General features: G+C 56.7%; 25 protein-coding genes. 20 read left to right on the forward strand and 5 right to left on the reverse strand.

Annotated elements, in window-relative coordinates:
- Window positions 1-15 precede the first annotated feature (15 nt).
- The 3 genes from mmuM to QCD69_RS15750 form a co-directional block, all read right to left on the reverse strand.
- Window positions 16-942 (reverse strand): homocysteine S-methyltransferase, encoded by a 927-nt coding sequence (mmuM, locus tag QCD69_RS15740; RefSeq protein WP_301252686.1) that lies wholly within the window; start codon window positions 940-942, stop codon window positions 16-18.
- Window positions 929-2,347 (reverse strand): S-methylmethionine permease, encoded by a 1,419-nt coding sequence (mmuP, locus tag QCD69_RS15745; RefSeq protein ID WP_253459077.1) that lies wholly within the window; start codon window positions 2,345-2,347, stop codon window positions 929-931. Before mmuP ends, mmuM begins: the two co-directional genes overlap by 14 nt.
- A 113-nt stretch (window positions 2,348-2,460) precedes the next feature.
- On the reverse strand, window positions 2,461-2,796 hold the full coding sequence (locus QCD69_RS15750; RefSeq protein WP_125289393.1) for a DUF2002 family protein: 336 nt from the start codon (window positions 2,794-2,796) through the stop codon (window positions 2,461-2,463).
- Between the two features lie 162 nt (window positions 2,797-2,958).
- Here QCD69_RS15750 and QCD69_RS15755 point away from each other — a divergent pair, with 162 nt between their 5' ends.
- The 13 genes from QCD69_RS15755 (at window position 2,959) to emrB (ending at window position 17,123) form a co-directional block, all read left to right on the forward strand.
- Window positions 2,959-3,285 carry a DUF883 family protein gene (locus QCD69_RS15755; RefSeq protein WP_125289392.1) on the forward strand — a complete coding sequence of 109 codons (327 nt, stop codon included), beginning with the start codon at window positions 2,959-2,961 and terminating at the stop codon, window positions 3,283-3,285.
- Between the two features lie 90 nt (window positions 3,286-3,375).
- Window positions 3,376-3,636 (forward strand): hypothetical protein, encoded by a 261-nt coding sequence (locus QCD69_RS15760; RefSeq protein ID WP_253459074.1) that lies wholly within the window; start codon window positions 3,376-3,378, stop codon window positions 3,634-3,636.
- 224 nt (window positions 3,637-3,860) lie between these two features.
- A complete protein-coding gene (gene nrdH, locus QCD69_RS15765; RefSeq protein ID WP_125289391.1) occupies window positions 3,861-4,100 on the forward strand; it encodes a glutaredoxin-like protein NrdH in 240 nt (79 codons plus the stop codon).
- A gap of 4 nt (window positions 4,101-4,104) precedes the next feature.
- Complete coding sequence (nrdI, locus tag QCD69_RS15770) at window positions 4,105-4,506, forward strand: class Ib ribonucleoside-diphosphate reductase assembly flavoprotein NrdI (RefSeq protein WP_125289390.1); 402 nt, start codon at window positions 4,105-4,107, stop codon at window positions 4,504-4,506.
- On the forward strand, window positions 4,479-6,623 hold the full coding sequence (nrdE, locus tag QCD69_RS15775) for a class 1b ribonucleoside-diphosphate reductase subunit alpha (RefSeq protein ID WP_301252689.1): 2,145 nt from the start codon (window positions 4,479-4,481) through the stop codon (window positions 6,621-6,623). The genes nrdI and nrdE overlap by 28 nt, the downstream gene beginning before the upstream one ends.
- 39 nt (window positions 6,624-6,662) lie before the next feature.
- The gene (nrdF, locus tag QCD69_RS15780) at window positions 6,663-7,622 is read left to right on the forward strand and encodes a class 1b ribonucleoside-diphosphate reductase subunit beta (protein ID WP_301252702.1); all 960 of its coding nucleotides are present in this window, start codon (window positions 6,663-6,665) and stop codon (window positions 7,620-7,622) included.
- Between the two features lie 378 nt (window positions 7,623-8,000).
- On the forward strand, window positions 8,001-9,197 hold the full coding sequence (proV, locus tag QCD69_RS15785; protein ID WP_301252691.1) for a glycine betaine/L-proline ABC transporter ATP-binding protein ProV: 1,197 nt from the start codon (window positions 8,001-8,003) through the stop codon (window positions 9,195-9,197).
- Complete coding sequence (gene proW / locus QCD69_RS15790; RefSeq protein ID WP_301252692.1) at window positions 9,194-10,489, forward strand: glycine betaine/L-proline ABC transporter permease ProW; 1,296 nt, start codon at window positions 9,194-9,196, stop codon at window positions 10,487-10,489. The genes proV and proW overlap by 4 nt, the downstream gene beginning before the upstream one ends.
- 63 nt (window positions 10,490-10,552) lie before the next feature.
- On the forward strand, window positions 10,553-11,545 hold the full coding sequence (gene proX, locus QCD69_RS15795) for a glycine betaine/L-proline ABC transporter substrate-binding protein ProX (RefSeq protein ID WP_253459063.1): 993 nt from the start codon (window positions 10,553-10,555) through the stop codon (window positions 11,543-11,545).
- A gap of 523 nt (window positions 11,546-12,068) precedes the next feature.
- Window positions 12,069-13,253, forward strand: a complete 1,185-nt coding sequence (locus tag QCD69_RS15800; protein ID WP_253459059.1) for an MFS transporter — start codon at window positions 12,069-12,071, stop codon at window positions 13,251-13,253.
- Between the two features lie 476 nt (window positions 13,254-13,729).
- A complete protein-coding gene (gene mprA / locus QCD69_RS15805; RefSeq protein WP_253459056.1) occupies window positions 13,730-14,260 on the forward strand; it encodes a transcriptional repressor MprA in 531 nt (176 codons plus the stop codon).
- A 149-nt stretch (window positions 14,261-14,409) separates the two neighbouring features.
- On the forward strand, window positions 14,410-15,570 hold the full coding sequence (emrA, locus tag QCD69_RS15810) for a multidrug efflux MFS transporter periplasmic adaptor subunit EmrA (RefSeq protein ID WP_253459053.1): 1,161 nt from the start codon (window positions 14,410-14,412) through the stop codon (window positions 15,568-15,570).
- Window positions 15,571-15,587: 17 nt separating this feature from the next.
- Entirely contained in the window at window positions 15,588-17,123 is a 1,536-nt protein-coding gene (gene emrB, locus QCD69_RS15815; protein ID WP_253459050.1) for a multidrug efflux MFS transporter permease subunit EmrB, read from the forward strand.
- Between the two features lie 85 nt (window positions 17,124-17,208).
- On the opposite strand, the gene QCD69_RS15820 is transcribed toward emrB, so the two are convergent.
- Window positions 17,209-18,231, reverse strand: coding sequence for a tRNA/rRNA methyltransferase (locus QCD69_RS15820; RefSeq protein WP_253459047.1), 1,023 nt, complete (start codon window positions 18,229-18,231; stop codon window positions 17,209-17,211).
- Between the two features lie 239 nt (window positions 18,232-18,470).
- Here QCD69_RS15820 and trxC point away from each other — a divergent pair, with 239 nt between their 5' ends.
- The 6 genes from trxC to QCD69_RS15850 all read left to right on the forward strand — a co-directional run bounded on the left by trxC (window position 18,471) and on the right by QCD69_RS15850 (window position 24,927).
- Window positions 18,471-18,890: a thioredoxin TrxC gene (gene trxC / locus QCD69_RS15825; protein ID WP_125289380.1), complete on the forward strand. Its 420-nt coding sequence runs from the start codon at window positions 18,471-18,473 to the stop codon at window positions 18,888-18,890.
- Between the two features lie 82 nt (window positions 18,891-18,972).
- Window positions 18,973-19,677 (forward strand): tRNA-uridine aminocarboxypropyltransferase, encoded by a 705-nt coding sequence (locus QCD69_RS15830; RefSeq protein WP_301252695.1) that lies wholly within the window; start codon window positions 18,973-18,975, stop codon window positions 19,675-19,677.
- 777 nt (window positions 19,678-20,454) lie between these two features.
- On the forward strand, window positions 20,455-23,097 hold the full coding sequence (locus tag QCD69_RS15835; RefSeq protein ID WP_301252696.1) for a bifunctional acetate--CoA ligase family protein/GNAT family N-acetyltransferase: 2,643 nt from the start codon (window positions 20,455-20,457) through the stop codon (window positions 23,095-23,097).
- Complete coding sequence (locus QCD69_RS15840; protein ID WP_301252697.1) at window positions 23,097-23,222, forward strand: hypothetical protein; 126 nt, start codon at window positions 23,097-23,099, stop codon at window positions 23,220-23,222. The genes QCD69_RS15835 and QCD69_RS15840 overlap by 1 nt, the downstream gene beginning before the upstream one ends.
- Window positions 23,212-24,567: a CDP-diacylglycerol--serine O-phosphatidyltransferase gene (pssA, locus tag QCD69_RS15845; protein ID WP_253461240.1), complete on the forward strand. Its 1,356-nt coding sequence runs from the start codon at window positions 23,212-23,214 to the stop codon at window positions 24,565-24,567. The genes QCD69_RS15840 and pssA overlap by 11 nt, the downstream gene beginning before the upstream one ends.
- Window positions 24,568-24,609: 42 nt before the next feature.
- On the forward strand, window positions 24,610-24,927 hold the full coding sequence (locus QCD69_RS15850) for a YfiM family lipoprotein (RefSeq protein WP_301252699.1): 318 nt from the start codon (window positions 24,610-24,612) through the stop codon (window positions 24,925-24,927).
- Here the strand turns inward: QCD69_RS15850 and QCD69_RS15855 are convergent.
- Entirely contained in the window at window positions 24,924-26,228 is a 1,305-nt protein-coding gene (locus QCD69_RS15855) for an MFS family transporter (RefSeq protein ID WP_253459036.1), read from the reverse strand. The two genes, QCD69_RS15850 and QCD69_RS15855, sit on opposite strands and share 4 nt — an antisense overlap.
- A 198-nt stretch (window positions 26,229-26,426) precedes the next feature.
- Here QCD69_RS15855 and QCD69_RS15860 point away from each other — a divergent pair, with 198 nt between their 5' ends.
- Window positions 26,427-26,663 carry a hypothetical protein gene (locus QCD69_RS15860; protein ID WP_301252701.1) on the forward strand — a complete coding sequence of 79 codons (237 nt, stop codon included), beginning with the start codon at window positions 26,427-26,429 and terminating at the stop codon, window positions 26,661-26,663.
- The last annotated feature ends 42 nt before the right edge of the window (window positions 26,664-26,705 follow it).

Here is a 26,705-nt window from a genome sequence, read left to right on the forward strand (position 1 = left end):
AAAGCTCTGAAGGTATTATCGGCAGCGTTGGGCGATAGCTTTAATATCGGCGGGCGTGGTGCGGCAGCAGCCGCCAATCAGCCTGGCGCCGGCGGCCTGCCATTCGGCAAGGTTATCCGCCAGCGTGCAGGTCGAGGCGTCGCTGTGCCAGCTTTTACTGACGGCATCGTACTGCTCGCCGGAATTGGGATAGACCACCAGCGGCTTCGCGCTCAGCGCGGAGAAAACTTTCAGCGCGGCCGTCACCTTATCCAGCGCGATACAGTTGATCCCCAGCGCCACCGCCTGCGGCTGCGCATCCAAAAAGGCGATGACTTCAGCTAACGGCGTGCCGTCGCTGAGATGTTCGCTGTCGCGCAGCGTAAATGAAAACCAGGCCGGCGTGGCGGGAAACTCTGCCAGTAGCGCGATCAGCGCCTTGATCTCCGCGAAGGAAGGCAGCGTTTCGCAGGCCAGAATATCCGCCCCCGCCGCCACCAGCGCCCGCACGCGCGGCCGGTGGAAAGCCATCATCTCCGCCTGCGGCAGCGCATAGTCGCCGCGATACTCGGAACCGTCGGCCAGAAACGCGCCGTAAGGCCCTACGGAGCCGGCAACCAGCAGCGGCCCGTCCTGCGGCGCGGCGGCCAGATAGTCCTCGCGGGCCTTCACGGCCAGCGCCACGCTTCGGGCAATCAGCGCCAGCGCAGCCGTTTCATCCAGCCCGCGCTGCGCAAAACCCTGCGGCGTCGCCTGATAGCTGGCGGTGATCGCCACCTGCGCGCCCGCTTTAAAGTAGTCGTAATGCACCTGATAAATCAGTTCAGGATTTTCAATCAGCACTTTCGCAGACCAGAGCGCGTCGCTCAGGTCGCAGCCGCGCGCTTCCAGCTCGGTAGCCATCGCGCCATCCAGCACCAGTCCGGCGGCTACCTGCTGTTTTACGGCATCAATCGACAACATGTGGAGTCTCCTTTGCCTGCTCGCGTTTTTGCAGCAGCTGAGTAAGGTAGTAAGCGCCGTAACAGACGGCGATAAAAGGCAGCCCGCAGTAGAGCGCGATGCGCTGCTCGGGATCGAAAGCCAGCCCGACGCAGGCCAGCAGGCAGAGCACAAAACCTAAAATCGGCGTTAGCGGATACCACGGCGCGCGATATTTCAGTTCGGCAAGCGGTTTACCCGCGCGCAGATGCGCCCGGCGGAAGAAAAAGTGCGCGGCGCAGATGCTCAGCCACACGGCCACCACGGCAAAGCCAGAGATAGCGGAAAGCGCGACGAACACCGTATCCGGCGCGATCACGCTGGAGAACAGCGCCAGCAGGCCGCCCAGCATACTGACGGAAATCGCGGTCAGCGGAATGCCGCGACGGGTCAGGCGGGCAAAGCAGCGCGGCAGCGTGTTCTGATTGGAGAGCGACCAGAGCATCCGGCCAGAGGCGTACAGGCCGGAATTAGCGGCTGACAGAATCGCGGTCAGGATAACGAAGTTAAAGATATCGGCCGCGTAAGGGATACCAATTTTCTCAAACACCAGCACAAACGGGCTTTTCACAATGCCGGCCTGATCCATCGGGATCAGCGCGGCCAGGATCAGCACGGTGCCGATAAAGAAAATAATCAGCCGCGCTACCGTGGTGCGTATCGCCAGCGGCAGCACCTTGTGCGGATTTTCCGTCTCGCCAGCAGCAATGCCAATCAGCTCGGTGCCGGAGAACGCGAAGTTTACCGCCACCATCGTCATCAAAATTGGCAGCACGCCGTGCGGCAGCCAGCCGTGCGCGGTCAGGTTGTGGAAGAACGGCGCGCTGCTGCCGTCTTTTAACGGAATAAAGCCGAACATCGCGCCTGCGCCAAGCACGATAAATGCCAGAATGGTGATGACCTTGATCAGCGAAAACCAGAACTCCCCTTCGGCGAAGAAGCGGGAAGAGATAACGTTAAGCAGGAAGATAAGCGCGCAGAACAGCAGGCACCAGAGCCAGACCGGCGACTGGGGGAACCAGTACTGCATACAGAAACCGGCGGCCGTCAGGCTCGATCCCAGCGCCACGGTCCAGGTCAGCCAGTAAAGCCACGCCACGGTATAGCCGGTCGCCGGGCTGAGGTAGCGCGCGGCATAAACGTGAAACGCGCCGGTTTCGGGCATCGCGACGGAAAGCTCGCCCAGGCTGAGCATCACCAGATAGACCACCAGCGCGCCAATCAGATAGGCCAGCAGCGTACCCGCCGCACCGGTAGTGGAAATAATATAGCCGGTATTAAAAAACAGGCCGGTGCCGATCACGCCGCCAAGCGAAAGCATTACCAGATGGCGCGCCTTCATGCTGCGTTTAAATTGTTGCGTATTGTCCTGCTGAGTCTGCTGCATCCTGTTATCCGTATAGACGTCTAAACTTCTACATAGGCCAGGTGTTATACCTGGTCTGTGCCGGTAATGCAACGTCAGGAAACGTAAAGCAGCGCTTTCAGCCCGTCAGGCGATCAGTCGAATACGGATTCGAGATAGCGTTCCAGCGCGGCGCGCGAGCTGAAGCCGTGCGGAATACCGTAGTGATCCCGGCTGTCGCCGACCAGGTACATGGGAAACTGCACGTAGTGCTCACAGGTTTTGATTTCGTTCGCGGGTTCCGCAAAGCTGTGGCTTTTTTCCTTCAGCGTGGGATGGATAACCAGCGCGGTGCGTCCCAGACGCGCTTCGCGATTTACGTACACATAGCTGTCGCCTCGGCGATAGCCGTAAGCTTTTGCGGTGACCGCGTCCATTTCAAATCCCGCTTTTTCCAGTACGCGAGCGACCTCATCAGGGCGTAGATACATGCTTAATCCTCTAATACTTGCCAACTCCGTCACCTTACCTTAGCGCCAGGGCGCAGGGCTTTCGGAATTGTCCAGAAACAGGGTGCGCGGCAGCCCGACGCACGAAATATCTCTCTGATAGTCTATAGTAAATAGTCCGTATCATTTCCAGGAGAGCGCTAAATGTTTAACCGGACGACAAAGAACGAAGATATTGATATCAACCAGGACGTCACTCTGCTGGCTGATACCCTTGATGGCCTGCTGAAATCCTACGGCAGCAAATCGAAAGAAGAAGTTGACGATGCGCGCAGCAAAGCGCAGGCGCTGCTGAAAGAAACCCGCGCCAAGCTTAACGGCGGCGGCAACCGCGTGTCTCAGGTCGCTAAAGACGCAGGCGAGCATGTGGATACCTTTGTGCGGGATAACCCGTGGCACGGCGTCGGCATCGGCGCGGCGATCGGCGTTTTCCTTGGCGCGCTGATTGCGACCAGCACTTCCCGCGATTAATTTTACGCCTGTATGCTCTGATCAGTCCCCGCTTATGCGGGGATTGTTATTTCTGCGGGACGGCGAATTCTGCCGGATAAGAGTGCAGAAGTGGCTGCGGCCGGCAAGTTCTGCTGCCACAGTTACACGACATCTTGTTTATGTGGTTTACCGCCCTGCTTTAGCAGCTATATCCAATACCTGCTGTTTTATGACAGCCTTCCCAATAACCTCTTACTGGATATTTCTCGCCCCGCCTCTGCTGGCCATCAGCATCCGGCCTTCGTCATGAATTTATTGCGCCGTACCGCTTGTTTTTTAGCCACGCCGTTTGCCGAATCCCCTTTCAGTTCTGCCATGCAAAAAGCCTGAAATTTTTTTGCCGCGCTAAATCCAGGTGCGGCAAGGCTTTGCCCCGCTTAGCGCTGATAAGCGCACAAGCTATAAGGTTGCAATCGATAAACACCACATCTAGTATTTAATACAGCAACCAACACACAATATATGGTTATGCGGCGTTTCTGCCCGGAAGCTTGCTCAACAGTCTGTCAGCCTTATCCGTGCCGGATATCCGCCTACAAAGGGAAATACGAATCATGCGCATTATTATTTACACTAAAGATAACTGTGTCCAGTGCGGCGCGACGAAAAGCGCGATGGATAAGCAGGGCATTGCGTATCAGCTGATCAACCTCGATCGGGATCCCACCGAGCTGGAGACGCTGAAAGCGCTGGGCTATCGCCAGGTTCCCGTGGTGATGGCGGAAGGCGAACACTGGAGCGGCTTCCGCCCCGATAAGATCGCCGCGCTGGGCCGTGCCGTCGCGCAGGGCTGACGCCATGCTGGTCTATTTTTCCAGCCAGTCGGAAAACACGCACCGCTTTGTGCTGCGTACCGGCCTGCCCTGTCGCCGTATCCCGATCGGCGGCCAGCCGCTGCGCGTGGCTGAGCCCTATATCCTGGTGGTGCCCAGCTACGGCGGCGGCACCGCCAAAGGTGCCGTGCCGAAGCAGGTCATTCAGTTTCTTAACGATGTCGATAACCGCCAGGGCATTCGCGGCGTAATCGCCGCCGGCAACCGCAATTTTGGCGAAGCTTACTGCCTGGCGGGCAGCATTATTGCGCAGAAATGCCGCGTCCCGTGCCTCTACCGTTTCGAGCTGCTGGGCACTGAAGAAGACATCGCCAACGTATCCAGGGGAGTAACCCAATTTTGGCAACAACAGAAAGCACACCCATAGCGCCAGCCACGGCCGACTACCATTCCCTGAACGCGATGCTCAACCTTTACGATGCAGACGGCCATATTCAGTTTGAGAAAGATCGTGAGGCGACGCGCCGCTATTTCTTACAGCACGTGCTGCCAAATACGGTGACGTTCAGCTCTGTTAGTGAGCGCTTACAATACCTGGTAGCGGAAGGCTATTACGAAGCCGAGGTGCTGAACGCTTATTCTTTTGATTTTATCAATGCGCTGTTTGAGCAGGCTTACCAGCATCGCTTCCGCTTCCAGACTTTCCTTGGCGCGTGGAAGTTTTACACCAGCTATACGCTGAAAACCTTCGACGGCAAACGCTATCTTGAAGGCTTTACCGAGCGCGTCTGCATGGTGGCGCTGACGCTGGCCAAAGGTGACAAGGCGCTGGCGACGGCGCTGGTGGAAGAGATGCTGTCCGGCCGTTTTCAGCCTGCCACGCCAACATTTCTGAACTGCGGCAAGCAGCAGCGCGGCGAGCTGGTTTCCTGTTTTCTGCTGCGTATTGAAGACAATATGGAGTCGATCGGCCGTTCGGTGAACTCCGCACTCCAGCTGTCCAAACGCGGCGGCGGCGTGGCGTTTCTGCTTTCTAACCTGCGCGAGGCCGGTGCGCCGATCAAGCGTATTGAAAACCAGTCTTCCGGCGTGATCCCGGTGATGAAGATGCTGGAGGATGCTTTCTCCTACGCCAACCAGCTGGGCGCGCGTCAGGGCGCGGGCGCGGTATATTTGCACGCGCATCATCCCGATATCCTGCGCTTTCTGGATACCAAACGGGAAAATGCCGACGAGAAAATCCGTATCAAAACGCTGTCGCTGGGCGTGGTGATACCGGACGTGACCTTCCAGCTGGCGAAGGCCAATCAGCCGATGGCGCTCTTTTCGCCTTACGACGTCGAGCGTATTTACGGCCTGCCCTTTGCCGATATCAGCATCAGCGAGAAATATGAGGAGATGCTGGCCGACGAGCGTATCCGCCGCACCTTTATTAATCCACGCGAGTTCTTCCAGACGCTGGCGGAAATCCAGTTCGAGTCCGGCTATCCCTATATTATGTTTGAGGATACGGTTAACCGCGCCAACCCGATCAAGGGAAGGATTAATATGAGCAACCTTTGCTCGGAGATCCTGCAGGTAAATACGCCGACCGAATACCATGAGGATTTAAGCTATCGTCATATCGGCAAGGATATCTCCTGCAACCTCGGGTCGCTGAATATTGCGCATACCATGGATTCGCCTGACTTTGCCCGCACGGTGGAGATCGCGGTACGCGGCCTGACGGCCGTTTCCGACCAGAGCCATATCCGCTCCGTGCCTTCCATCGAAAACGGCAACGCGCAGTCGCACGCTATCGGCCTGGGCCAGATGAATCTGCACGGCTATTTAGCGCGTGAGGGCATCCACTACGGTTCACCGACGGCGCTGGACTTTACCAATCTTTACTTCTATGCCGTCACCTATCACGCGCTGCGCACTTCTAACCTGATTGCCCGGGAACGCGGCGAGCGGTTTGCAGGTTTTGCGGCCTCTCGCTACGCCAGCGGCGAATACTTTGACCAGTATGTTAATCAGCCCTGGCAGCCGCGCACGCCGGAAGCCGCCGCGCTGTTTGCCAAAGCGGGTATTACGCTGCCTTCGCAAGAGGACTGGCGGCAGCTGCGCGATATGGTTACGCACTACGGCATCTATAATCAAAATTTGCAGGCGATCCCGCCGACCGGCTCGATCTCCTATATCAATCACGCCACGTCGAGTATTCACCCTATCGTCTCGCGTATTGAGATCCGTAAGGAAGGAAAAACGGGCCGCGTCTACTATCCCGCGCCGTTTATGACCAACGATAACCAGGCGTTTTACCGTGACGCCTACGATATCGGGCCGGAAGCGATTATCGATACCTATGCCGAAGCGACGCGCCATGTCGATCAGGGGCTGTCATTGACGCTTTTCTTCCGCGATACCGCCACCACGCGCGATATCAATAAGGCGCAGATTTACGCCTGGAAGAAAGGCATCAAAACCCTGTATTACATTCGCCTGCGTCAGATGGCCCTGCTCGGCACTGAAGTCGAAGGCTGTGTTTCCTGCTCGCTCTAACCTGACCATAAGGGAGCGAAGGCATTCGCTAAAAATATGATGAAACTACAACGCGTGCACGCTATTAACTGGAACCAGATCGAGGACGAAAAAGATCTGGAAGTCTGGAACCGTTTGACCTCGAACTTCTGGCTGCCGGAAAAAATTCCGCTTTCTAACGATATTCCGGCCTGGAACGGGTTAACCCCACAGGAGCAGCAGCTCACCATCCGCGTCTATACCGGACTGACGCTGCTGGACACCATTCAGAACACCGTTGGCGCCCCGGCGCTGATGGTGGATGCGCTGACGCCGCATGAAGAAGCGGTGATATCGAATATCAGCTTTATGGAAGCGGTACATGCGCGATCCTACAGTTCTATCTTCTCCACGCTGTGCCACACCAGCGATGTCGATGCGGCCTATGAATGGAGCGAAAATAATATCTTTTTGCAGCGAAAAGCCGACATCGTGCTGGAACACTATCATTACAGCGATCCGTTAAAAAAGAAAATCGCCAGCGTTTTTCTGGAGTCCTTTCTGTTCTATTCCGGCTTTTATTTGCCGATGTACTGGTCAAGCCGCGGCAAACTGACCAATACCGCCGATCTGATCCGCCTGATTATCAAAGACGAGGCGGTACACGGCTACTATATCGGCTACAAATACCAGAAGGCGCTGCAAAAAGAGAGCAAGGCCAGACGCAAAGAGCTGCATCAGTTCGCCATGGAACTGATGCTGGCGCTGTATGAAAACGAGCTGGCCTATACGGCGGATCTGTATGAAGGCCCGGACTGGTGCGAAGAGGTGAATAAGTTTTTGCACTATAACGCCAACAAGGCGCTGATGAACTTAGGTTACGAGGCGCTGTTCCCGCCAGAGCTAACCAATGTCGATCCCGCTATTTTGGCCGCGCTTTCTCCCAATGCCGACGAGAACCACGATTTCTTCTCCGGCTCCGGCTCTTCCTATGTGATGGGAAAAGCCGTGGATACCGAAGATGAGGACTGGAATTTTTGAATAAATGCGGGCGGCTTTTTGGCTGGCCGTCCGCTGGCATTATTTTTATTGATCGGACGTTCAATAAAAATTTACTGAAAGATATTCTCCTTTTTTACGTTACTTTATTCCGTCTACAAGCGAAAAATCCCCGCTAAATTACCTCTTCCAGGACGTCTTTTTATAATAAATATCGCACTATTTTCCCTGTCTGAAATTCCTCGTCATCCCTTACCCTTACTGGCATTACCGGAGATGCACGTCTCAGGATCAATTCCGCCAGGCCGCGCAAAGGGTTGCCTCAGCCTGAGAGTGTGTTAGGGTATAGACCGTTCATATTTTACCAGGACCGATTGAAATATAAGAAAATTAACTATTTGTCAGGAATAAAATAATTACATGGCTATTAAAATTGAAGTTAAAAATCTTTATAAGGTTTTTGGGGAAAATCCCGATCGCGCTTTTAAGTATATCGATAAAGGCATGGGTAAAGAAGCACTGCTGGAAAAAACCGGCCTCTCGCTTGGCGTAAAGAATGCCAGTCTGGCCATTGAAGAAGGCGAGATATTTGTGATCATGGGCCTTTCCGGCTCCGGCAAGTCCACCATGGTTCGCCTTCTCAATCGTCTGATAGAACCCACCCGTGGTCAGGTCATTATTGACGGTGTCGATATAGCGAAAATATCCGACAGCGAATTACGTCAGGTGCGCCGAAATAAAATCAGCATGGTGTTCCAGTCATTTGCGCTGATGCCTCATCTTACCGTCTTAAATAATGCGGCTTTCGGCATGGAATTAGCTGGCGTCCCGCTCCAGCAACGGCAGGAAAAAGCGCTGGAGGCGCTGCGTCAGGTTGGGCTGGATAATTATGCCCACGCCTGGCCGGACGAATTATCCGGCGGAATGCGTCAGCGTGTTGGATTAGCGCGCGCGCTGGCCATCAATCCGGATATATTATTGATGGATGAAGCCTTCTCCGCGCTCGATCCTTTAATCCGTACTGAGATGCAGGATGAGCTGGTAAAACTGCAATCCCGCCACCAGCGCACCATTGTCTTTATTTCTCACGATCTGGATGAGGCCATGCGCATTGGCGACCGTATTGCGATTATGCAAGGCGGTGAAGTGATTCAGGTCGGCACGCCGGATGAAATTCTGAATAATCCCGCCAACGACTACGTGCGCACTTTCTTTCGCGGCGTGGATATCAGCCACGTCTTCAGCGCCAAAGATATCGCCCGCCGCAGCGCCAGCGCGCTGATGCGTAAAGCGCCGGGCTTTGGCCCGCGTTCGGCCATCAAGCTGTTGCAGGATGAAGACCGCGAATATGGCTACGTGCTGGAAAAGCAAAAGTTTGTCGGCGTGGTCTCTACCGATTCGCTGAAGGCCGCGCTGGCCGCAGGCAACGGGCTGGATCAGGCTATTTTGCCCGCGCCTGTCGCCATGCCCGGCGATACGTCGCTTAACGATCTGCTGTCGCATGTCGCACAGGCCCCCTGCGCGGTGCCCATCGTTGGCGAAGATAATCACTATATCGGCATCATTTCCAAAGGCATGTTGTTACAGGCATTAGATCGTGAAGGGAGCCAGCCATGAGCACACCAGTAACCGACCCGTGGCAGAGCGCATCCGCCGCCCCTTCTGACGTCACGCCAGCCGCTGACGCTGGTGGCGCCGCCCAGTCCGCCGCAGCAGGCGATCCCTGGTCCACTGGCGCAGCTTCAGCCCAGAGCGCGGACGCCGCATCGACCAGCAGCGCAGATGCCTGGTCCACCGGCGCAGCCCCAGCCCAGAGCGCGGACGCCGCTTCAACCAGCAGCGCAGACGCCTGGTCCACCAGCGCAGCCCCAGCCCAGAGCACGGACGCCGCTTCAACCAGCAGCGCAGATGCCTGGGGAACGTCGGGCGGTCACGATGCGGCGGCCAGCAGCAGCGACTGGTTAAGCAGCACGCCAGCCCCGGCGCCAGAGCATTTCAGTCTGCTCGATCCTTTTCACAAAACGCTGATCCCGCTTGATAGCTGGGTAACCAGCGGGATCGACTGGATCGTCAGCCATTTCCGTCCGCTGTTCCAGGGCATCCGCGTGCCGGTTGATTATATCCTCAGCGCTTTTCAGCACTTCCTGCTGGGGATGCCGTCGCCCGTCGCTATCGTGCTGTTTGCGCTGATCGCATGGCAGATATCCAGCTTCGGCATGGGCGTCGCCACGCTGATTTCGCTGGTTATTATTGGCGCTATCGGCGCCTGGTCGCAGGCGATGGTGACGCTGGCGCTGGTGCTGACTGCCCTGCTGTTCTGCATGGTGATTGGCCTGCCGCTGGGGATCTGGCTGGCGCGCAGCGATAAGGCCGCCAAATTTATCCGGCCCCTGCTGGATGCCATGCAGACGACGCCCGCGTTCGTCTATCTGGTGCCGATCGTGATGCTGTTTGGCATTGGCAACGTGCCCGGCGTGGTGGTGACCATTATCTTCGCCCTGCCGCCGATTGTGCGCCTGACCATTCTGGGCATTAAACAGGTTCCGGCTGATTTAACCGAAGCCGCCGAATCCTTTGGTGCCAGCCCGCGCCAGATGCTATTTAAGGTGCAGCTGCCGCTGGCGATGCCGACCATTATGGCGGGCGTTAACCAGACGCTGATGCTGGCGCTGTCGATGGTGGTGATCGCCTCCATGATCGCCGTTGGCGGCTTGGGTCAGATGGTGCTGCGCGGCATCGGCCGTCTTGATATGGGGCTGGCCACCGTCGGCGGCGTAGGCATTGTTATCCTCGCCATCATCCTTGACCGCCTGACGCAGTCCGTTGGCCGCGACAGCCGCAGCCGCGGTGCCCGTCGCTGGTATGCCAGCGGCCCGTTAGGCCTGATCACCCGTCCATTTATCCACTAATCCTGCCTGCTGGCGGCGTTACGTCGTCGCCAGCCTCCGCCTTTTGAATAACAAGGATCTTCTATGCGTAAGACAGCACTGTTAGCCGCCGCATTCTCCACGCTGGCCCTTCCGGCTTTTGCCGCCGATTTGCCTGGTAAAGGCATTACCGTTAAACCTATTCAAAGCACCATTTCGGAAGAAACCTTTCAGACGCTGCTGGTCAGCCGCGCGCTGGAAAAGCTGGGCTATACCGTCGATGAGCCAAGCGAGGTGGATTACAACGTCGGCTATACCTCGCTGGCCGCCGGCGACGCCACCTTTACCGCCGTCAACTGGCAGCCGCTGCATGACGATATGTATAAAGCGGCAGGCGGCGACGCGAAGTTCTATCGTCAGGGCACCTATGTGCAGGGCGCGGCGCAGGGCTATCTGATCGATAAGAAAACCGCCGAAAAATATCATATTACCCGAATCGACCAGCTGAAAGATCCTGAGCTGGCGAAGCTTTTCGACAGCAACAACGACGGCAAAGCGGATCTGACCGGCTGTACGCCAGGCTGGGGCTGCGAAGCGGTTATCAACCATCAGATCAAAGCCTACGGCCTGAGCAATACGGTTGAACACAATCAGGGCAACTATTCGGCAATGATTGCCGATACGATTTCCCGCTTTAAAGAAGGCAAGCCGATCCTTTACTACACCTGGACGCCTTACTGGGTCAGCGACAAGCTGGTACCCGGTCGGGATGTCGTCTGGCTACAGGTGCCGTTTTCCGCCATGCCTGGTGAGCAAAAGGCTCTGGATACTAAATTGCCGAACGGCGCTAATTACGGCTTCCCGGTGAACAGTATGCATATCGTGGCGAATAAGGCCTGGGCTGAGAAAAATCCGGCGGCGGCTAAACTGTTTGCCGAAATGAAACTGCCGCTGGCGGATATCAATGCGCAGAACGCGCGTATGCAGCAGGGTCAGTCCAGCGAAGCGGATATCAATGCGCACGTCAACGGCTGGATCAAAGCGCATCAGGCGCAGTTTGACGGCTGGATCCACGACGCGCTCGCCGCCGCTAAATAAAAACCCGCTTGATACAAGGGAAAGCGCACGGCCGGCTAGCCATCATATAGCTATGTGGAAGCACGCGGCCATAGCCATGTGGAAGTATGCGGCCCGTCTGCCACGATATAGCTATGTGAAAGAACGCGGCCATAGCCATGTGGAAGCATGCGGCCCGTCTGCCACGATATAGCTATGTGAAAGAACGCGGCCATAGCCCTGTGGAAGCATGCGGCCCGTCTGCCACAATATAGCTATGTAGAAGAATGTGGCCGGTTAGCCACGATATAGCTACGTGAAAGAACGCGGCCCGTTTGCCACGATATAGCTATGTGAAAGAAGATAATCGGTTTGCCGTGCCCCGCGTCGTTTCCGGCGCGGGACACGCGCCCTCTTCTCTCGTTTCCCTGGCTACAGCGTTGCGGTAAAAGTTCCCTTTCCGCTTTCGGCGGCAATCCGCGCCAATTGTAAATAATTCTATAAATAAAATAGTTTTTCAGGTTACTATCAAGCTATTCTTCTTTTTAAATTTCTGATTATCACCATGAAATCCCCTCAGCACGGTCTTAGCTCTGCCCTTGTTGCCCTGATGTCGATCGCCACCGGCCTTTCCGTTGCCAGCAACTATTATGTGCAGCCGCTACTGGAAACCATCGCGCGCGCTTTTTCCCTTTCCGTTAACGAAGCGGGGTTTATCGTCACCACCGCACAGCTTGGCTACGCCGTTGGCTTACTGCTGCTGGTACCGCTGGGCGATATGCTGGAGCGCCGGGCGCTGATTGTGGTGATGAGCCTGCTGGCAGCGGGCGGCATGGTGATCACCGCGCTTTCCACCAATATTGTCTTTATGCTGCTGGGCACGGCGCTGACCGGGCTGTTTTCGGTGGTGGCGCAGATCCTGGTGCCGCTGGCGGCCACGCTGGCCGCGCCGGAGAAACGGGGTAAGGTCGTCGGCACCGTAATGAGCGGACTGCTGCTGGGCATTCTGCTGGCGCGCACCATTGCAGGCGGTCTGGCACAGCTGGGCGGCTGGCGCACCGTTTACTGGGTTGCCAGCGCGCTGATGGTACTGATGGCGCTGGCGTTATGGCGCTATCTGCCGCGTTATAAGCAGTCGGTAGCGCTTAACTATCCGCAGTTGCTGCGCTCAATCTTCACACTCTATTTTACTACGCCGATCTTAAGAACCCGCGCGGTTATCGGCTGCCTGGCGTTCGCCAACTTCAGTATGCTGTGGACCTCAATGGCTTTCCTGCTGGCTTCGCCGCCTTACGGTTTCTCGGAAGGCGAAATCGGCCTGCTTGGGCTGGTGGGCGCTGCAGGCGCGCTGGCGGCACGTCAGGCGGGTTCGCTGGCGGATAAAGGTAAGGCTCGCCTGACCACCACCGTCGGCCTGCTGATCCTGCTGGCCTCATGGGCGATCACCGCGATGGGCGGTCACTCGCTGACTGCGCTGGTTATTGGCATTATCCTGCTCGATTTGGCCGTACAGGGCGTACATATTACCAATCAGAGCGTGATATACCGCGCTATGCCGGAGGCGCGCAACCGTCTTACCGCCGGTTATATGACCAGCTATTTTATCGGCGGCGCCGCCGGTTCGCTGCTCTCGGCCGCCGCCTATCAGTACGCTGGCTGGCACGGCGTCTGCGCGGTGGGTGCTTTCATCACCGTGCTTAACCTGTTGAGCTGGTGGCGAGGCTCCCGTTACGAGCTGACAACGGATTAACCCGTTGATAACGTATTGCAACACTTTCAGCGCCGCCGCCCTGTTAAGCGTTTACACAGTCTGGTATGGTTAGCCTGACACTTATTCAGGTTAGTTACTTTTTCGATTGAAACTATTAAATTCTTAACGGTACAGCATCCCTTGTTACGCAGGCGCTATGCGGAATTTTTTTCGGCTATAGCGTAGCAATAATGGGTAACCGGCCCCGCGCTGATTACCCCGGCCTGCTGGCAGGCGATTGGGTTTGACGTTTTTTGGCAGCCCACTCCCGCCGGTTTGCCGTTTTCGCCCGACCTCCGGGTTCGGGCATGACAGGTAGAACCTGTAGCAGCGCCCCGTTCCGGCGCTGCATAACGCCCTGGGTTATGGAGTGACCTGGACATTAGAGATGGCGTTGGCTGGCCATGCCAGCCGACAGACACGACATTATATCGCCGTCGTTACAATACCAGTTGCAACTTATGAGGTTCCCCCAGATGGAAAGTTCGTTTGCCCCCATTGAACAGATGCTGAATTTCCGCGCTAACCGTCAGAAAGATTTCCCTTTACAGGAAATTATGCTGACGCGCCTCTGCATGCATATGCAGAGCAAGCTGCTGGAAAACCGCAACAAAATGCTCAAGGCACAGGGGATTAACGAGACGCTGTTTATGGCGCTGATCACGCTCGACGCGCAGGAAAACCACAGTATTCAGCCTTCAGAACTCAGCTCCGCGCTGGGCTCGTCCCGTACTAACGCCACCCGTATCGCCGATGAGCTGGAAAAGCGCGGCTGGATCGAACGCCGTGAAAGCGATAACGATCGCCGCTGTCTGCATCTGCATTTAACCGAGAAAGGCCATGATTTTCTGCGCCAGCTGCTGCCGCCGCAGCATCAGTGTCTGCAGCTGCTCTGGTCCGCGCTCAGTCCGGCAGAAAAAGGCCAGCTGGAAGGCATAACGCGTAAACTACTGACGCGTCTGGATAAAATGGACGAAGACGAGACGATCGCCGCCCTTTCTCGCTAAGCTTTCCCGCAATAGCATATTGTGCGACACAACCGCCGCCGCTTATCGCTATTTTAGCCGCAACCCAACTGATGCCAGCGCTTTTGCGCTGGCATTTTCGGATCCGGAACCGGCCTCCGGAGCCTGCCAGGATGAACGTGGAGAACCTTATGAGTGCAGAAGCACAGCAGCAACCCAACAATAAAAAGAAGAAGCGCAAAGGCGCGCTAATCGTGCTGGCGTTGATATTCGTTATCGCCGGGCTGGCATGGCTGGCCTGGTGGTTTATCGTGCTGCGCCATTTCCAGGAAACCGATGACGCCTACGTGGCGGGCAATCAGGTGCAGGTCATGGCGCAGGTATCGGGCAGCGTCAACAAGGTCTGGTTTGACGATACCGACCACGTTCATAAAGGCGACGTGCTGGTAACGCTGGATAAAACCGACGCGGAACAGGCTTTCGAGAAGGCGCAGACCGCGCTGGCGACCAGCGTGCGTCAGACCCACCAGCTGATTATCAACGGCAAGCAGTATCAGGCGACGATTGAGCTGCAAAAAACCGCGCTGGCGCAGGCGCAGGCCGATCTGAAACGTCGCGAACCGCTGGGCGCCGCTAACCTGATCGGACGCGAAGATTTACAGCACGCGCGCGATGCCGTCGCTACGGCTCAGGCTCAGCTTGAGGTGGCGATCGAGCAGTATAACGCCAACCAGGCGGCAATCCTGAATACCTCTCTGGAGAATCAGCCGGCGGTGAAACAGAGCGCGGCCGAACTGCGTGACGCGTGGCTGGCTTTGCAGCGTACCGAGATTGTCAGCCCGATTGACGGTTTCATCTCCCGGCGCAGCGTGCAGGTTGGCTCGCAGATCTCAACCACTACGCCGCTGCTGGCCGTGGTGCCGGAGAAAAATCTCTGGGTAGACGCCAACTATAAAGAAACGCAGCTGGCCGATGTGCGTATCGGTCAGCCTGCCACGGTTGTCAGCGATATTTACGGCGACGACGTGGTTTATCACGGCAAAGTCGTAGGGCTGGATATGGGCACCGGCAGCGCGTTCTCGCTGCTGCCCGCGCAGAACGCAACGGGCAACTGGATCAAAGTGGTGCAGCGTTTGCCGGTGCGTATCGAGCTAAACCCTGACGAGGTCGCGCGTCATCCGCTGCGCATCGGTCTGTCGACGCTGGTTAAAATCGACACCAGCAATAAAGACGGCAGCGTACTTGCCACCAGCGTGCGCCAGAAACCCGCTTATGAAAGCGACGCGCTGGCGTTGGATCTGGCTCCGGTCAACCAGCTGATTGCCGATATCATTCACGCAAATGCGGGCTGAGCGCGCGGGAGGCTGTTATGGCACAAAAACCGCTTGAAGGCGCCCAGCTGGTTCTGATGACCATCGCGCTGTCGCTGGCGACGTTTATGCAGGTGCTGGATTCCACTATCGCCAACGTCGCTATTCCGACTATCGCCGGTAATCTGGGCGCCTCTAACTCGCAGGGCACTTGGGTGGTGACCTCGTTCGGCGTCGCCAACGCGATTTCTATTCCCATTACCGGCTGGCTGGCGAAGCGCGTGGGTGAAGTAAAGCTCTTTGTCTGGGCGACCGCCGCTTTCGCCGTCGCCTCCTGGCTATGCGGCATGTCCAATAGCCTGGGCATGTTGATTTTCTTCCGCGTCCTGCAGGGCGTGGTGGCCGGGCCATTGATCCCGCTGTCGCAGAGCCTGCTGCTCAGCAACTATCCGCCCGCGAAGCGCAGCATCGCCCTGTCGCTCTGGGCGATGACGGTGATTGTCGCGCCTATTTGCGGGCCGATCCTGGGCGGCTGGATCAGCGATAACTATCACTGGGGCTGGATCTTCTTTATCAACGTGCCTATCGGCGTGGTAGTGGTGATCCTGACGCTGCAAACGTTGCGCAATCGGGAAACGGCAACGGCAATCCGGCCTATTGATACGGTCGGGCTGGTGCTGCTGATCGTCGGGATTGGCTCGCTGCAAATGATGCTCGACCGTGGCAAGGAACTGGACTGGTTCAGCTCGCCGGAGATTATCACGCTAACCATTGTCGCGGTGATAGCGCTGGCGGTGCTGCTGGTCTGGGAGCTGACGGACGACCATCCGATCATCGATCTGTCGCTGTTTAAGTCGCGGAATTTCACCATCGGCTGCCTCTGTATCAGCCTGGCCTATATGCTCTATTTCGGGTCGATAGTGCTGTTGCCGCAGCTGCTGCAGGAGGTCTACGGCTACACGGCCACCTGGGCCGGGCTGGCTTCCGCGCCGGTCGGCATCCTGCCGGTGATCCTGTCGCCTATTATCGGCCGGTTCGCCCATCGGCTGGATATGCGCAAGCTGGTCACCTTCAGCTTCATTATGTATGCGGTTTGCTTTTACTGGCGAGCCTATACGTTTGAACCCGGCATGGATTTCGGCGCATCGGCCTGGCCGCAGTTTATTCAGGGCTTTGCCGTGGCCTGCTTCTTTATGCCGCTGACCACCATCACGCTGTCCGGGCTGCCACCGGAGCGGCTGGCGGCCGCGTCCAGCCTGTCGAACTTTACGCGCACGCTGGCCGGGTCGATCGGCACCTCGATCACTACCACAATGTGGACCGACCGCGAGGCGATGCACCACAGCCAGCTTACGGAGTCAGTGAACGCTTACAACTTCAATTCGCAGGAGATGTACGGCAAGCTGAATCAGCTGGGGATGTCGCACGATCAGGCTTCAGGCTGGATTGCGCAGCAGATCACTAATCAGGGGCTGATTATCTCCGCCAACGAGATTTTCTGGGCTTCCGCTGGCGTCTTTCTGTTTCTGCTGGTGCTGGTCTGGTTTGCGCGGCCGCCGTTTGGCTCCGGCAGCGGCGGCGGCGGCGCGCACTGAGTCGATATAAAAAAAACGGGCCGCAATGGCCCGTTTTTAATGGCTTAACCGTCAGCTTTCATGAACCTTAACGGCCCGCTTCGCCTCAGGCGTTCTGACGCCACCATTCCGCCAGCAGAATGCCGGTCGCTACGGAAACGTTAAGGCTTTCCACGTTGCCGGTGCCGCCGATAGAAACGCTCAGGTCGCCCTGCTCCAGCGTGGTGTCGGACAGGCCGTCGCTCTCCTGACCCAATACCAGCACCATCTTAGCGGGCAGCGCAGCCTGCGCCAGCGGCTCGCCCTGATGGCTGGACGTGGTTACGATGGCGTAACCGGCACGGCGAAACGCATCCAGACCTTCAGCAAAGCTTTCACCGCTGATAGCCTGCACGTGTTCCGCGCCGCCTTCCGCCGTGCGTACCGCCGCGCCGGATTCCAGTAGCGAAGCATCCTGCACCAGCAGCCCTTTCACACCGAAGTGCGCGCAGCTGCGCATGATACCGCCCAGGTTATGCGGGTTGCCGATATCTTCCAGCGCCAGCACGCAATCTTTCTCTGGTGCCTTAGCCAGCCACTCGCGAACCTGAATGCCGGGACGCTTTTTGATCAGGAAGCAGACGCCGCCGTGATGTTCGGTGCCGGACGCCTTCGCCAGCTCCGCATCGTCTACCACATGGTAGGCTTTACGGTTGGCGGCCATCCATTTCAGCGCATCGCGAAAACGCGGCGTCACGCTCTGGACGAACCAGGCGCGCACGATGCAGTCGGGACGGCTCTGGAACAGCGCCTGACAGGCGTTTTCGCCATAGACGCGCGTTTCTTCATTACGCTGACGACGGATCTGCTCCGGATCGATACCGCTTTTGCCGCCGATGCCGCCGTAATCGGGCTTGTCATCTACCGCTGACGGCGCGCGTGAAACCGTACGCCATGGCGAACCGCCTGCTACGTCGCGATCGCGCCCGCCACGCGGCTTTTCTGTATTACGTGAAGAACGGCGGTCGCCGTCCGGACGAGGCGCGCCTTTACCGGTACGGGGATTTCCCGTCCGGCTGCTGCTCTCATCATCGCCGCGGACATACATCACTTTGACTTTACCGCTTTTACCTTTAAATTCGTCGTTCATTTTCCCTCCACCTGGCTGAGCGCGAAGCGCGCAGATTACCTGATGTGGCACCGCTTAGCTATTAACTTCCCGCTAAAGGCTCGTTTCCGTGCCGTGCTGACCTTTAAGACAGCATAAATCGCGTGAGTCACGACCTATTGTACCCATCGAACAAATCTCTTTGTTGCTGACGCAAAGCCGAACCATAATTACCGCTACTTAATCATAACAAAGTAAGCGATCGCTTACCGAGGTGTATCATGAATACGGTTTGTGCTTCATGCCAGGCGACCAACCGCGTGCCGCCGGAACGTATTGAAGACGGCGCAAAGTGCGGCCGCTGCGGCGACGAGCTTTTCAATGGCGAGGTCATTAACGCCACTACCGCCACGCTGGATAAATATTTACAGGACGATCTGCCGGTTGTCGTGGATTTCTGGGCGCCGTGGTGCGGCCCCTGCGTTAACTTTGCGCCGGTATATAAAGACGTTGCGCAAGAGCGCGGCGGCCAGGTTCGCTTCCTGAAGGTGAATACCGAAGCGGAGCCGGAGATCAGCGCACGTTTTCGCATCCGCAGCATCCCGACCATTATGATCTTTAAGCAGGGTCAGATGGTGGATATGCTCAGCGGCGCGATGCCTAAAGCCCCTTTCAACGAGTGGCTGGACGAAAACCTCTGAGTCCCTGGTGGTCAGGTTCGCCTGGCCACTACTGTTTTTACCGCTTTTCTGCCAGAATGGCGTTTTCCCCAGATAAATTCCTATGATCGAAAACGCCGTTCTTCGCCTGCGCGCCGAGCGCCTTGCGCGGGCTACCCGTCCTTTTCTTGCTCGCGGCAATCGTATCCCCCGCTGTCAGCGCTGCCTGCTGCCAAAAAAGAACTGCCTGTGCGAGACCCTACAGCCGGTAGCGGCGCGCAGTCGTTTTTGCCTGGTGATGTTTGACAGCGAACCGATGAAGCCCAGCAACACGGGCCGCCTGATTGCCGATATCCTGCCCGATACGCAGGCTTTCGGCTGGTCGCGCACCGAGCCCGATCCCCGGCTGCTGGCCGCGGTAAAAAATCCTGACGTGCAGCCGCTGGTGGTGTTCCCGCAATCCTACGCCGATGCGGATCGCCCGGTGATAAACCGTCCTCCCGTCAACGGTAAACCCCCGCTGTTTATTATGCTCGACGGCACCTGGACCGAAGCGCGCAAGATGTTCCGCAAAAGCCCGTGGCTGGATGCGTTGCCGGTAATGTCGCTGACGCTCAGCCGCCCGTCCAACTATCAACTGCGCGAGTCGCACGGCGACGGCCAGCACTGTACGGCCGAAGTCGCGGCGGAGCTGCTGCTTCAGGCAGGCGATACCGCAGCGGGTACGGCGCTCTTCCGGCACTTCGATCTGTTTCGCCAGCGCTATCTGGCGGGTAAACCGCACCATCCGTCTCATCAGCAAAGCGCGGCCGTGACATCCGACGATTAAAAAAGGGCGGCCTTTATACTGGCCGCCCTTTTCTGCTCTCTGGGTTTTATGTGTGTTTAAAATAATATATTTCCGGCTCTTCTGGACTATCGGTTACATATTATATCGATATTCTAATTGGGCAGAAACCACTCAAAAAAAATAACCAGCAGCCGGATATAAAGCCACTACTTGTTAATTTAGACAGGATACCCCTTGCGCAGCCTTATGGTGATTTAGCTCAGCAAAGGCCAGGCTGATGCCCTCCAGAAGGTACCGATATAAGGGGAAAAACCGCGTGCCCGTAAGGGAAAATGAGCCGCCTGCTTCTGTTACAGGCCAAGGGTACTTGTTTATTTGAAAAGTAAAAGCCCTGCCATCACCAACAAAATCAGACGACTCATTTAATTCATATTCATCAGTGAAAACACTTCCCCTTAAAGGCGGATAACATTCGCTGACGACATATTATTACGCGCCAGGCACTGCTTACTCAATCTTAATAATTACCCGTCGAAGAGTAATAATTGAGAGAGAGAAAAAAGTAACTATCGGGCAGCGCCGGTCCGTCAAAATAAAAACGTTCAGCCTTTAAGAATTTAACCTTTTTAACATCAACGCGGTTATTACAGGATTTTCTCTACGGCACAGGTAAAAAATCAACGGCGTGCTGCATCTCTGCTGTCTGGCAGCCTGTAAACCAGATAAATTTGTGAGCTGATGCCGAGGATTGCGGCCTGGCTACGGCACCAGACGTCGGTTGGCGTTAAACTCACTTTTTCTGCACAGGAGACGGCTATGAGTCAACGAGGGCTGGAAGCGCTGTTACGCCCCAAATCCATCGCGGTTATTGGTGCCTCGCCGCGCCCGGAACGCGCGGGCTATCTGATGATGCGCAATCTGCTGGCGGGAGGGTTTAGCGGTTCCATTCTGCCGGTCACGCCGAAGTATCAGGCCGTATGCGGCGTGATGGCCTGGCCCGATGTCGCCAGCCTGCCCTTTGCCCCCGACCTGGCGGTAATCTGCACGCACAGTCGCCATAATATCGTCCTGCTCCAGGCGCTGGGCGAGCGCGGCTGCAAAGCCTGCATCATTCTCTCTTCGCCGGGCAGCCAGCATGACGAGCTGCGTGAGTGCGCCAGCCGTTTGCAGATCCGCCTGCTCGGGCCAAACAGCCTGGGACTGCTTGCGCCCTGGCAAGGGCTGAACGCCAGCTTTTCCCCGGTGCCTATTTATCAGGGCAGGCTGGCGTTTATTTCGCAGTCCGCCGCCGTCTCTAATACCATTCTCGACTGGGCGCAGCAGCGGCAGCTGGGCTTCTCTTGGTTTATCGCGCTCGGCGACAGTCTGGATATCGACGTGGACGACCTGCTGGATTTTCTGGCGCGCGACGGCAAAACCAGCGCTATTCTGCTCTGTCTGGAGCAGTTAAGCGACGCACGGCGCTTTGTCTCGGCAGCCCGCAGCGCCGCCCGAAACAAGCCGGTGCTGGTGATTAAAAGCGGGCGCTCGCAGCAGGCGCGTCAGCTGCTGGGCGCGCCCGGCGGCATGGACGGCGCCTGGGATGCGGCGATACAGCGTGCAGGCCTGCTGCGGGTACAGGATATGCACGAGCTCTTTTCCGCGGTGGAAACCCTCAGCTATATGCGGCCGCTGCGCGGTGAGCGACTGATGATTATCAGTAACGGCGCCGCGCCTGCCGCGCTGGCGCTGGATGCGCTGGATGCGCGCGGCGGCAAACTGGCAACACTGGGCGAGGCGTTAACGGCGGCGCTGCAAAGCTGTCTGCCGGACGGCTGCCAGGCCGGCAATCCTTTGGATCTGAAAGATGACGCTACGCCAGAACGCTATCAGCAGGTGGTGTCGCTGCTGCTCGGCAGCCACGATATCGATGCGCTGCTGGTGATTTACGCGCCCAGCGCCGTTGCGCCCGCTACCCTCACCGCGCAACGATTAATAGAGGTGACGGCAAAGCATCCGCGAGCGAAACAGATCGCCCTGCTGACCAACTGGTGCGGCGAGTTCTCTGCGCCTGAAGCGCGCCGCCACTTCAGCGAGGCCGGTATTCCCACCTATCGTACGCCGGAAGGCGCGGTCACCGCGTTTATGCATATGGTGGAATACCGCCGTAATCAGAAGCAGCTGCGCGAAACGCCCGCGCTTCCGGCCGATCTGGCGACCAATACGGCAGAAGCCCACCAGCTCATTCACCTGGCGCTGAAAGAGGGCGTGACCACGCTGGATACCCACGAAGTCCAGGGCATTTTGCAGGCCTATGGCTTAACGACGTTGCCAACCTGGATCGCCAGCGACAGCGTGGAGGCGGTACAGATAGCCAGTCAGGCAGGCTATCCGATAGCGCTTAAGCTGCGCTCGCCCGATATCCCGCATAAATCGGAAGTCCAGGGCGTGATGCTCTATCTGCGCTCGGCTGGCGAGGTGCAGCAGGCGGCGGAAGCCATTATCGACCGGGTCAAACTCGCCTGGCCGCAGGCGCGTATCGACGGGCTGCTGGTGCAGAGCATGGCCAACCGCGCCGGCGCTCAGGAGCTGCGTATCGTGATGGAGCAGGATCCCGTATTCGGGCCGGTGATTATGCTGGGCGAAGGCGGCATTGAGTGGCAGGCAGAGCGGCAGGCCGCCGTAGCCTTGCCGCCGCTGAATATGGCGCTCGCCCGCTATCTGATTATTCAGGCCATTAAAAATGGTAAAATACGCGGACGCAGCGCGCTTTCGCCGCTGGATATTTCGGGCCTTAGCCGGGTTTTGGTGCAGGTGTCCAACCTGATCGTGGACTGTCCGGAGATCAGGCGGCTTGATATCCATCCTTTGCTGGCGGCAGGCGAAACCTTCTCGTTACTGGATGTCACTATGCAGCTGGCGCCTTTCGACGGCGATCCCGAAGCGCGCCTGGCTATCCGTCCGTATCCGCACCAGCTGGAAGAACAGGCACAGCTGAAAAACGGTGAACCGCTGCTGTTCCGGCCCATCCTGCCGGAAGATGAGCCGCTGCTACAGCAGTTTATTGCTCGGGTGACGAAAGAAGATCTTTATTATCGCTACTTTAGTGAGATCAATGAGTTCACCCATGATGATTTGGCTAACATGACCCAGATCGACTACGATCGGGAGATGGCGATCGTTGCGGTGCGTCAGCATGAGATCGTCGGCGTAACCCGCGCGGTCTCTGACGCCGACAACGTGGACGCCGAGTTTTCGGTGCTGGTGCGTTCCGATTTGAAGGGGCTGGGCCTGGGGCGTCAGCTGCTGGAAAAGATGATCGACTATACCCGTCAACATGGTCTGCTGAAGCTCAACGGCATTACTATGCCGAATAATCGCGGCATGATAGCGCTGGCGCGCAAGCTGGGTTTTACCGTGGATATCCAGCTTGAGGACGGTATTGTCGCGCTCTCCCTGACGCTACAGGAAAACGGTTAATGTCTGGAAACGTAAAACTGCCCACATCCCGCCTGACTGATGGTAACATTAGCGGTTATGGCGATGATTTTAAGGCAAAAGGCTATTCCATGAACAGAGAAGAAACGCACTGTGATGCTGTCTAAATTCAAACGTAACAAGCACCAACAGCACCTTGCGCAACTGCCAAAACTGTCTCAGTCGGTTGCCGATTTTACCACGCTGTATACGCCTGCCGACTTCCGCCAAACGCTGCTGGAAAAAATAGCATCGGCGACAACACGTATCTGCCTTGTGGCGCTCTATCTGGAAAACGATGACGGCGGACGAGCTATCCTTTCCGCGCTGTACGAGGCAAAGCGCCTCCGGCCCGGGCTGGATGTCCGCATTCTGGTTGACTGGCATCGCGCGCAGCGAGGCCGTATCGGCGCTTCTCGCGGCGCAACCAACGCGGACTGGTATTGCGAGATGGCCGAACAAAATGCCGATATCGCTATTCCTGTATACGGCGTGCCGGTAAATACTCGTGAAGCGCTGGGCGTTCTGCACCTGAAAGGCTCGGTCATTGACGATACGCTGCTTTATACGGGCGCGAGTCTGAACGACGTCTATCTGCATCAGCACGAGCGTTATCGTTACGATCGCTACCAGCTGATTACCAATCCCACGCTGGCCGATACGCTGTTGAACTGGATTGACACCAATCTTATTCAGGCCGAAGCCGTTCACCGGCTCGATCAGCGCGAGCGCCCGAAAAGCCCTGAGATAAAAAACGAAACGCGGCAGTTTCGTCAGGAACTGCGTGGCTTCGATTATGATTTCGAAGGCGACGCCAACAACGAGCAGCTGGCGGTCACGCCGCTGGTCGGGCTGGGTAAACGCAGCCTGTTGAATAAAACCATTTATCATCTGATGCCCTGTGCCGAGCAGAAGCTGACGCTTTGTACGCCCTATTTCAACCTGCCCGCGATCCTGGTCCGTAATATTATCTGGCTGCTGCGCCGGGGCAAAGACGTTGAAATCATCGTCGGCGACAAGACCGCAAATGATTTCTATATCCCGCAGGATCAGCCTTTTAAAATTATCGGCGCGTTGCCTTATCTGTATGAGATTAACCTGCGCCGCTTCCTCAGCCGCCTGCAATATTATGTCACCAGCGGTCAGCTGACCGTGCGGCTGTGGAAAGATGGCGAGAACAGCTACCATCTGAAAGGCATGTGGGTGGACGAAGAGTGGATGCTGATCACCGGCAACAACCTCAATCCGCGCGCCTGGCGGCTTGACCTGGAAAACGCCGTGTTGATCCATGACCCGCTCCAGGAACTGGCCGCACAGCGCGAAAAAGAGCTGGCGCTGATCCGCGAACATACCACGGTTGTGCAACACTATCGGGATTTGGAAAGCATTGCGGACTATCCGGTCAAGGTCAGAAAGCTGATCCGCCGCCTGCGACGTATTCGCATCGACAGGCTAATCAGCCGTATTCTGTAAGCCAGCTATACTAAGCCCTGTCAGTCATACAGGGCTTTTTTTATGCGCTTGCTTCCTCTTATTCTGCTTTGCTGTTCCGGCTGTAGCCATATGGCCCAAGACAGCTGGACAGGTAAAGATAAAGCGGAACACTTCTTTTCTTCCGCGTTTCTTTCTGCGGCGGGCACCGCTTACGGCGAACGTCAGAACTGGCATGAAAGCCACAGCGGCGGTTTCGGCCTGCTGTTCTCCATCAGCCTGGGCGCGGGCAAGGAGTTTTATGACAGTCGCGAAGCGGGTTCAGGCTGGAGCTGGAAAGATTTCAGCTGGGATATAGCCGGCGCCGCCACCGGCTATACTCTCTGGAATACGGCTCGTTAAAGCTTCATCCCCTTCCCTTTCTTATGCAGCAGCAGCGATACCAGGAAGGCAACCGCGCCCATAGCGGAAACATACCAGAAAAAACTATTCTCGCTTCCCGCCGCCTTAAGCGACAGAGCCACATATTCCGCCGATCCGCCAAATAAAGCGTTAGCCACCGCATAGGAAAGCCCCACGCCCAACGCACGCACCTCTGGCGGGAACATCTCCGCCTTCAGGATACCGCTGATTGAGGTATAAAAACTGGTAATCAACAGGGCAAGCATGACCAGCGCAAAGGCGACCCAACTGCTTTGGACGTTTTGCAATATCGTCAGGATCGGCACGGTGCAGATCGCCGCCATGCCGCCAAAGATCAGCATCGATCCTTTCCGGCCGATCTTATCGGAAAGCGCGCCGATCAAAGGCTGGATCAGCATAAAGATAAAAAGTGCCGCCGTCATTAATGCGCTGGCGCTGCGCGTATCCATCCCTGAGGTATTCACCAGATACTTCTGCATATAGGTGGTAAAAGTATAAAAACTTAACGAACCGCCAGCGGTAAATCCTAATACCATTATAAATGCACGACGGTGCTTCCAGAGCCCTTTTAACGATCCGGCATCCTGATGCGTGCGGCTTTTTTTGTCGGAGGTTTCATTTAAAGAACGGCGTAAATAGAGCGCGACAACGGCAAGCAGCGCGCCCAGCGCGAAAGGAATGCGCCAGCCCCATGCGCGTAAATCTTCATCGGATAAAAGCTGTTGCAGAACGACCACGGTCAGCAAAGCCAGCAGCTGACCGCCGATCAGTGTGACGTATTGGAATGACGCATAGAAGCCCTTTTTACCTTCAATCGCGACTTCACTCATATAGGTCGCGCTGGTGCCATATTCTCCTCCTACTGATAATCCCTGAAACAAACGAGCCAGCAGCAGAAGCGCGGGCGCCCAAACGCCAATCGCAGCGTAGCCTGGCAGGCAAGCGATAACCAGCGAGCCAAAACACATCATGCAAACAGAGATCAGCATGGAAGTTTTGCGCCCGTGTTTGTCGCCAATATAGCCGAACAGCCACCCGCCGACCGGTCGCATTAAAAAACCGGCGGCGAATACGCCTGCTGTTTGCAGCAGCTGCGTGGTGGCATTACCCGAAGGAAAAAAGATATGGGCGAAATAGAGGGAGCAGAAGGAATAGACATAAAAATCAAACCATTCAACAAGATTACCTGAAGAAGCGCCTACGATGGCCCAAATCCGTTGACGGGTAGTGATGACAGAAGTGCTGGCGGCGTCTGTCTTAGACGATGCGGCATCGAACATAATTCCTCCTCGCATTTTTCCTTGCTAATAATTAGCGTCAAAAGTGAAACAGCAACCAGCAGTAAACCGCACCCGCGTAATGTTAAGAATATGTTTTTTCAGAGACGAATAGATTTGTGACGCAGATCCGTTTTAGCGCTGTTTTGCCGTGAGGAGAGCGTTCTTCTGACGACAAAAAGGAACTGGATTAGGGTATAAATGCTCGGTGAAGGCATAACCGCAGAGGCGAGTCAGAAGATCGATAACAACTTTTATTTTGAGCAGTTAAATGATGCGAGAGTTCCGCCTGAAGAGAATAAAGCGCGGTTTTTATACGTGCCGGGCCGTAAAGGGAAATTCCGGGCCCCTGCGCGCTTTATCCGCTGCGGAGCCGCTTTTTCCCGGCCCACAAACGCAAAAAACCCCGACCGTGAGGTCGGGGCTGTTGCAATTTGATGCCTGGCAGTTCCCTACTCTCGCATGGGGAGGCCCCACACT

This window comes from Erwinia sp. PsM31, assembly GCF_030433775.1.
GTDB lineage: Bacteria > Pseudomonadota > Gammaproteobacteria > Enterobacterales > Enterobacteriaceae > Erwinia > Erwinia aeris.

Bases quoted from the DNA above. Each gene is read 5' to 3' on its own strand.
- QCD69_RS15850 (WP_301252699.1), top strand. From the start codon at position 24,610: ATGCGCTTGCTTCCTCTTATTCTGCTTTGCTGTTCCGGCTGTAGCCAT.
- QCD69_RS15800 (WP_253459059.1), top strand. From the start codon at position 12,069: ATGAAATCCCCTCAGCACGGTCTTAGCTCTGCCCTTGTTGCCCTGATG.
- QCD69_RS15835 (WP_301252696.1), top strand. From the start codon at position 20,455: ATGAGTCAACGAGGGCTGGAAGCGCTGTTACGCCCCAAATCCATCGCG.
- mprA (WP_253459056.1), top strand. From the start codon at position 13,730: ATGGAAAGTTCGTTTGCCCCCATTGAACAGATGCTGAATTTCCGCGCT.
- QCD69_RS15750 (WP_125289393.1), bottom strand. From the start codon at position 2,796: ATGTATCTACGCCCTGATGAGGTCGCTCGCGTACTGGAAAAAGCGGGA.
- emrB (WP_253459050.1), top strand. From the start codon at position 15,588: ATGGCACAAAAACCGCTTGAAGGCGCCCAGCTGGTTCTGATGACCATC.
- nrdH (WP_125289391.1), top strand. From the start codon at position 3,861: ATGCGCATTATTATTTACACTAAAGATAACTGTGTCCAGTGCGGCGCG.
- proW (WP_301252692.1), top strand. From the start codon at position 9,194: ATGAGCACACCAGTAACCGACCCGTGGCAGAGCGCATCCGCCGCCCCT.
- QCD69_RS15755 (WP_125289392.1), top strand. From the start codon at position 2,959: ATGTTTAACCGGACGACAAAGAACGAAGATATTGATATCAACCAGGAC.
- proX (WP_253459063.1), top strand. From the start codon at position 10,553: ATGCGTAAGACAGCACTGTTAGCCGCCGCATTCTCCACGCTGGCCCTT.
- mmuM (WP_301252686.1), bottom strand. From the start codon at position 942: ATGTTGTCGATTGATGCCGTAAAACAGCAGGTAGCCGCCGGACTGGTG.
- pssA (WP_253461240.1), top strand. From the start codon at position 23,212: ATGCTGTCTAAATTCAAACGTAACAAGCACCAACAGCACCTTGCGCAA.
- QCD69_RS15840 (WP_301252697.1), top strand. From the start codon at position 23,097: ATGTCTGGAAACGTAAAACTGCCCACATCCCGCCTGACTGATGGTAAC.
- nrdF (WP_301252702.1), top strand. From the start codon at position 6,663: ATGAAACTACAACGCGTGCACGCTATTAACTGGAACCAGATCGAGGAC.
- QCD69_RS15830 (WP_301252695.1), top strand. From the start codon at position 18,973: ATGATCGAAAACGCCGTTCTTCGCCTGCGCGCCGAGCGCCTTGCGCGG.
- QCD69_RS15855 (WP_253459036.1), bottom strand. From the start codon at position 26,228: ATGTTCGATGCCGCATCGTCTAAGACAGACGCCGCCAGCACTTCTGTC.
- emrA (WP_253459053.1), top strand. From the start codon at position 14,410: ATGAGTGCAGAAGCACAGCAGCAACCCAACAATAAAAAGAAGAAGCGC.
- nrdI (WP_125289390.1), top strand. From the start codon at position 4,105: ATGCTGGTCTATTTTTCCAGCCAGTCGGAAAACACGCACCGCTTTGTG.
- QCD69_RS15860 (WP_301252701.1), top strand. From the start codon at position 26,427: ATGCTCGGTGAAGGCATAACCGCAGAGGCGAGTCAGAAGATCGATAAC.
- mmuP (WP_253459077.1), bottom strand. From the start codon at position 2,347: ATGCAGCAGACTCAGCAGGACAATACGCAACAATTTAAACGCAGCATG.
- trxC (WP_125289380.1), top strand. From the start codon at position 18,471: ATGAATACGGTTTGTGCTTCATGCCAGGCGACCAACCGCGTGCCGCCG.
- proV (WP_301252691.1), top strand. From the start codon at position 8,001: ATGGCTATTAAAATTGAAGTTAAAAATCTTTATAAGGTTTTTGGGGAA.
- QCD69_RS15820 (WP_253459047.1), bottom strand. From the start codon at position 18,231: ATGAACGACGAATTTAAAGGTAAAAGCGGTAAAGTCAAAGTGATGTAT.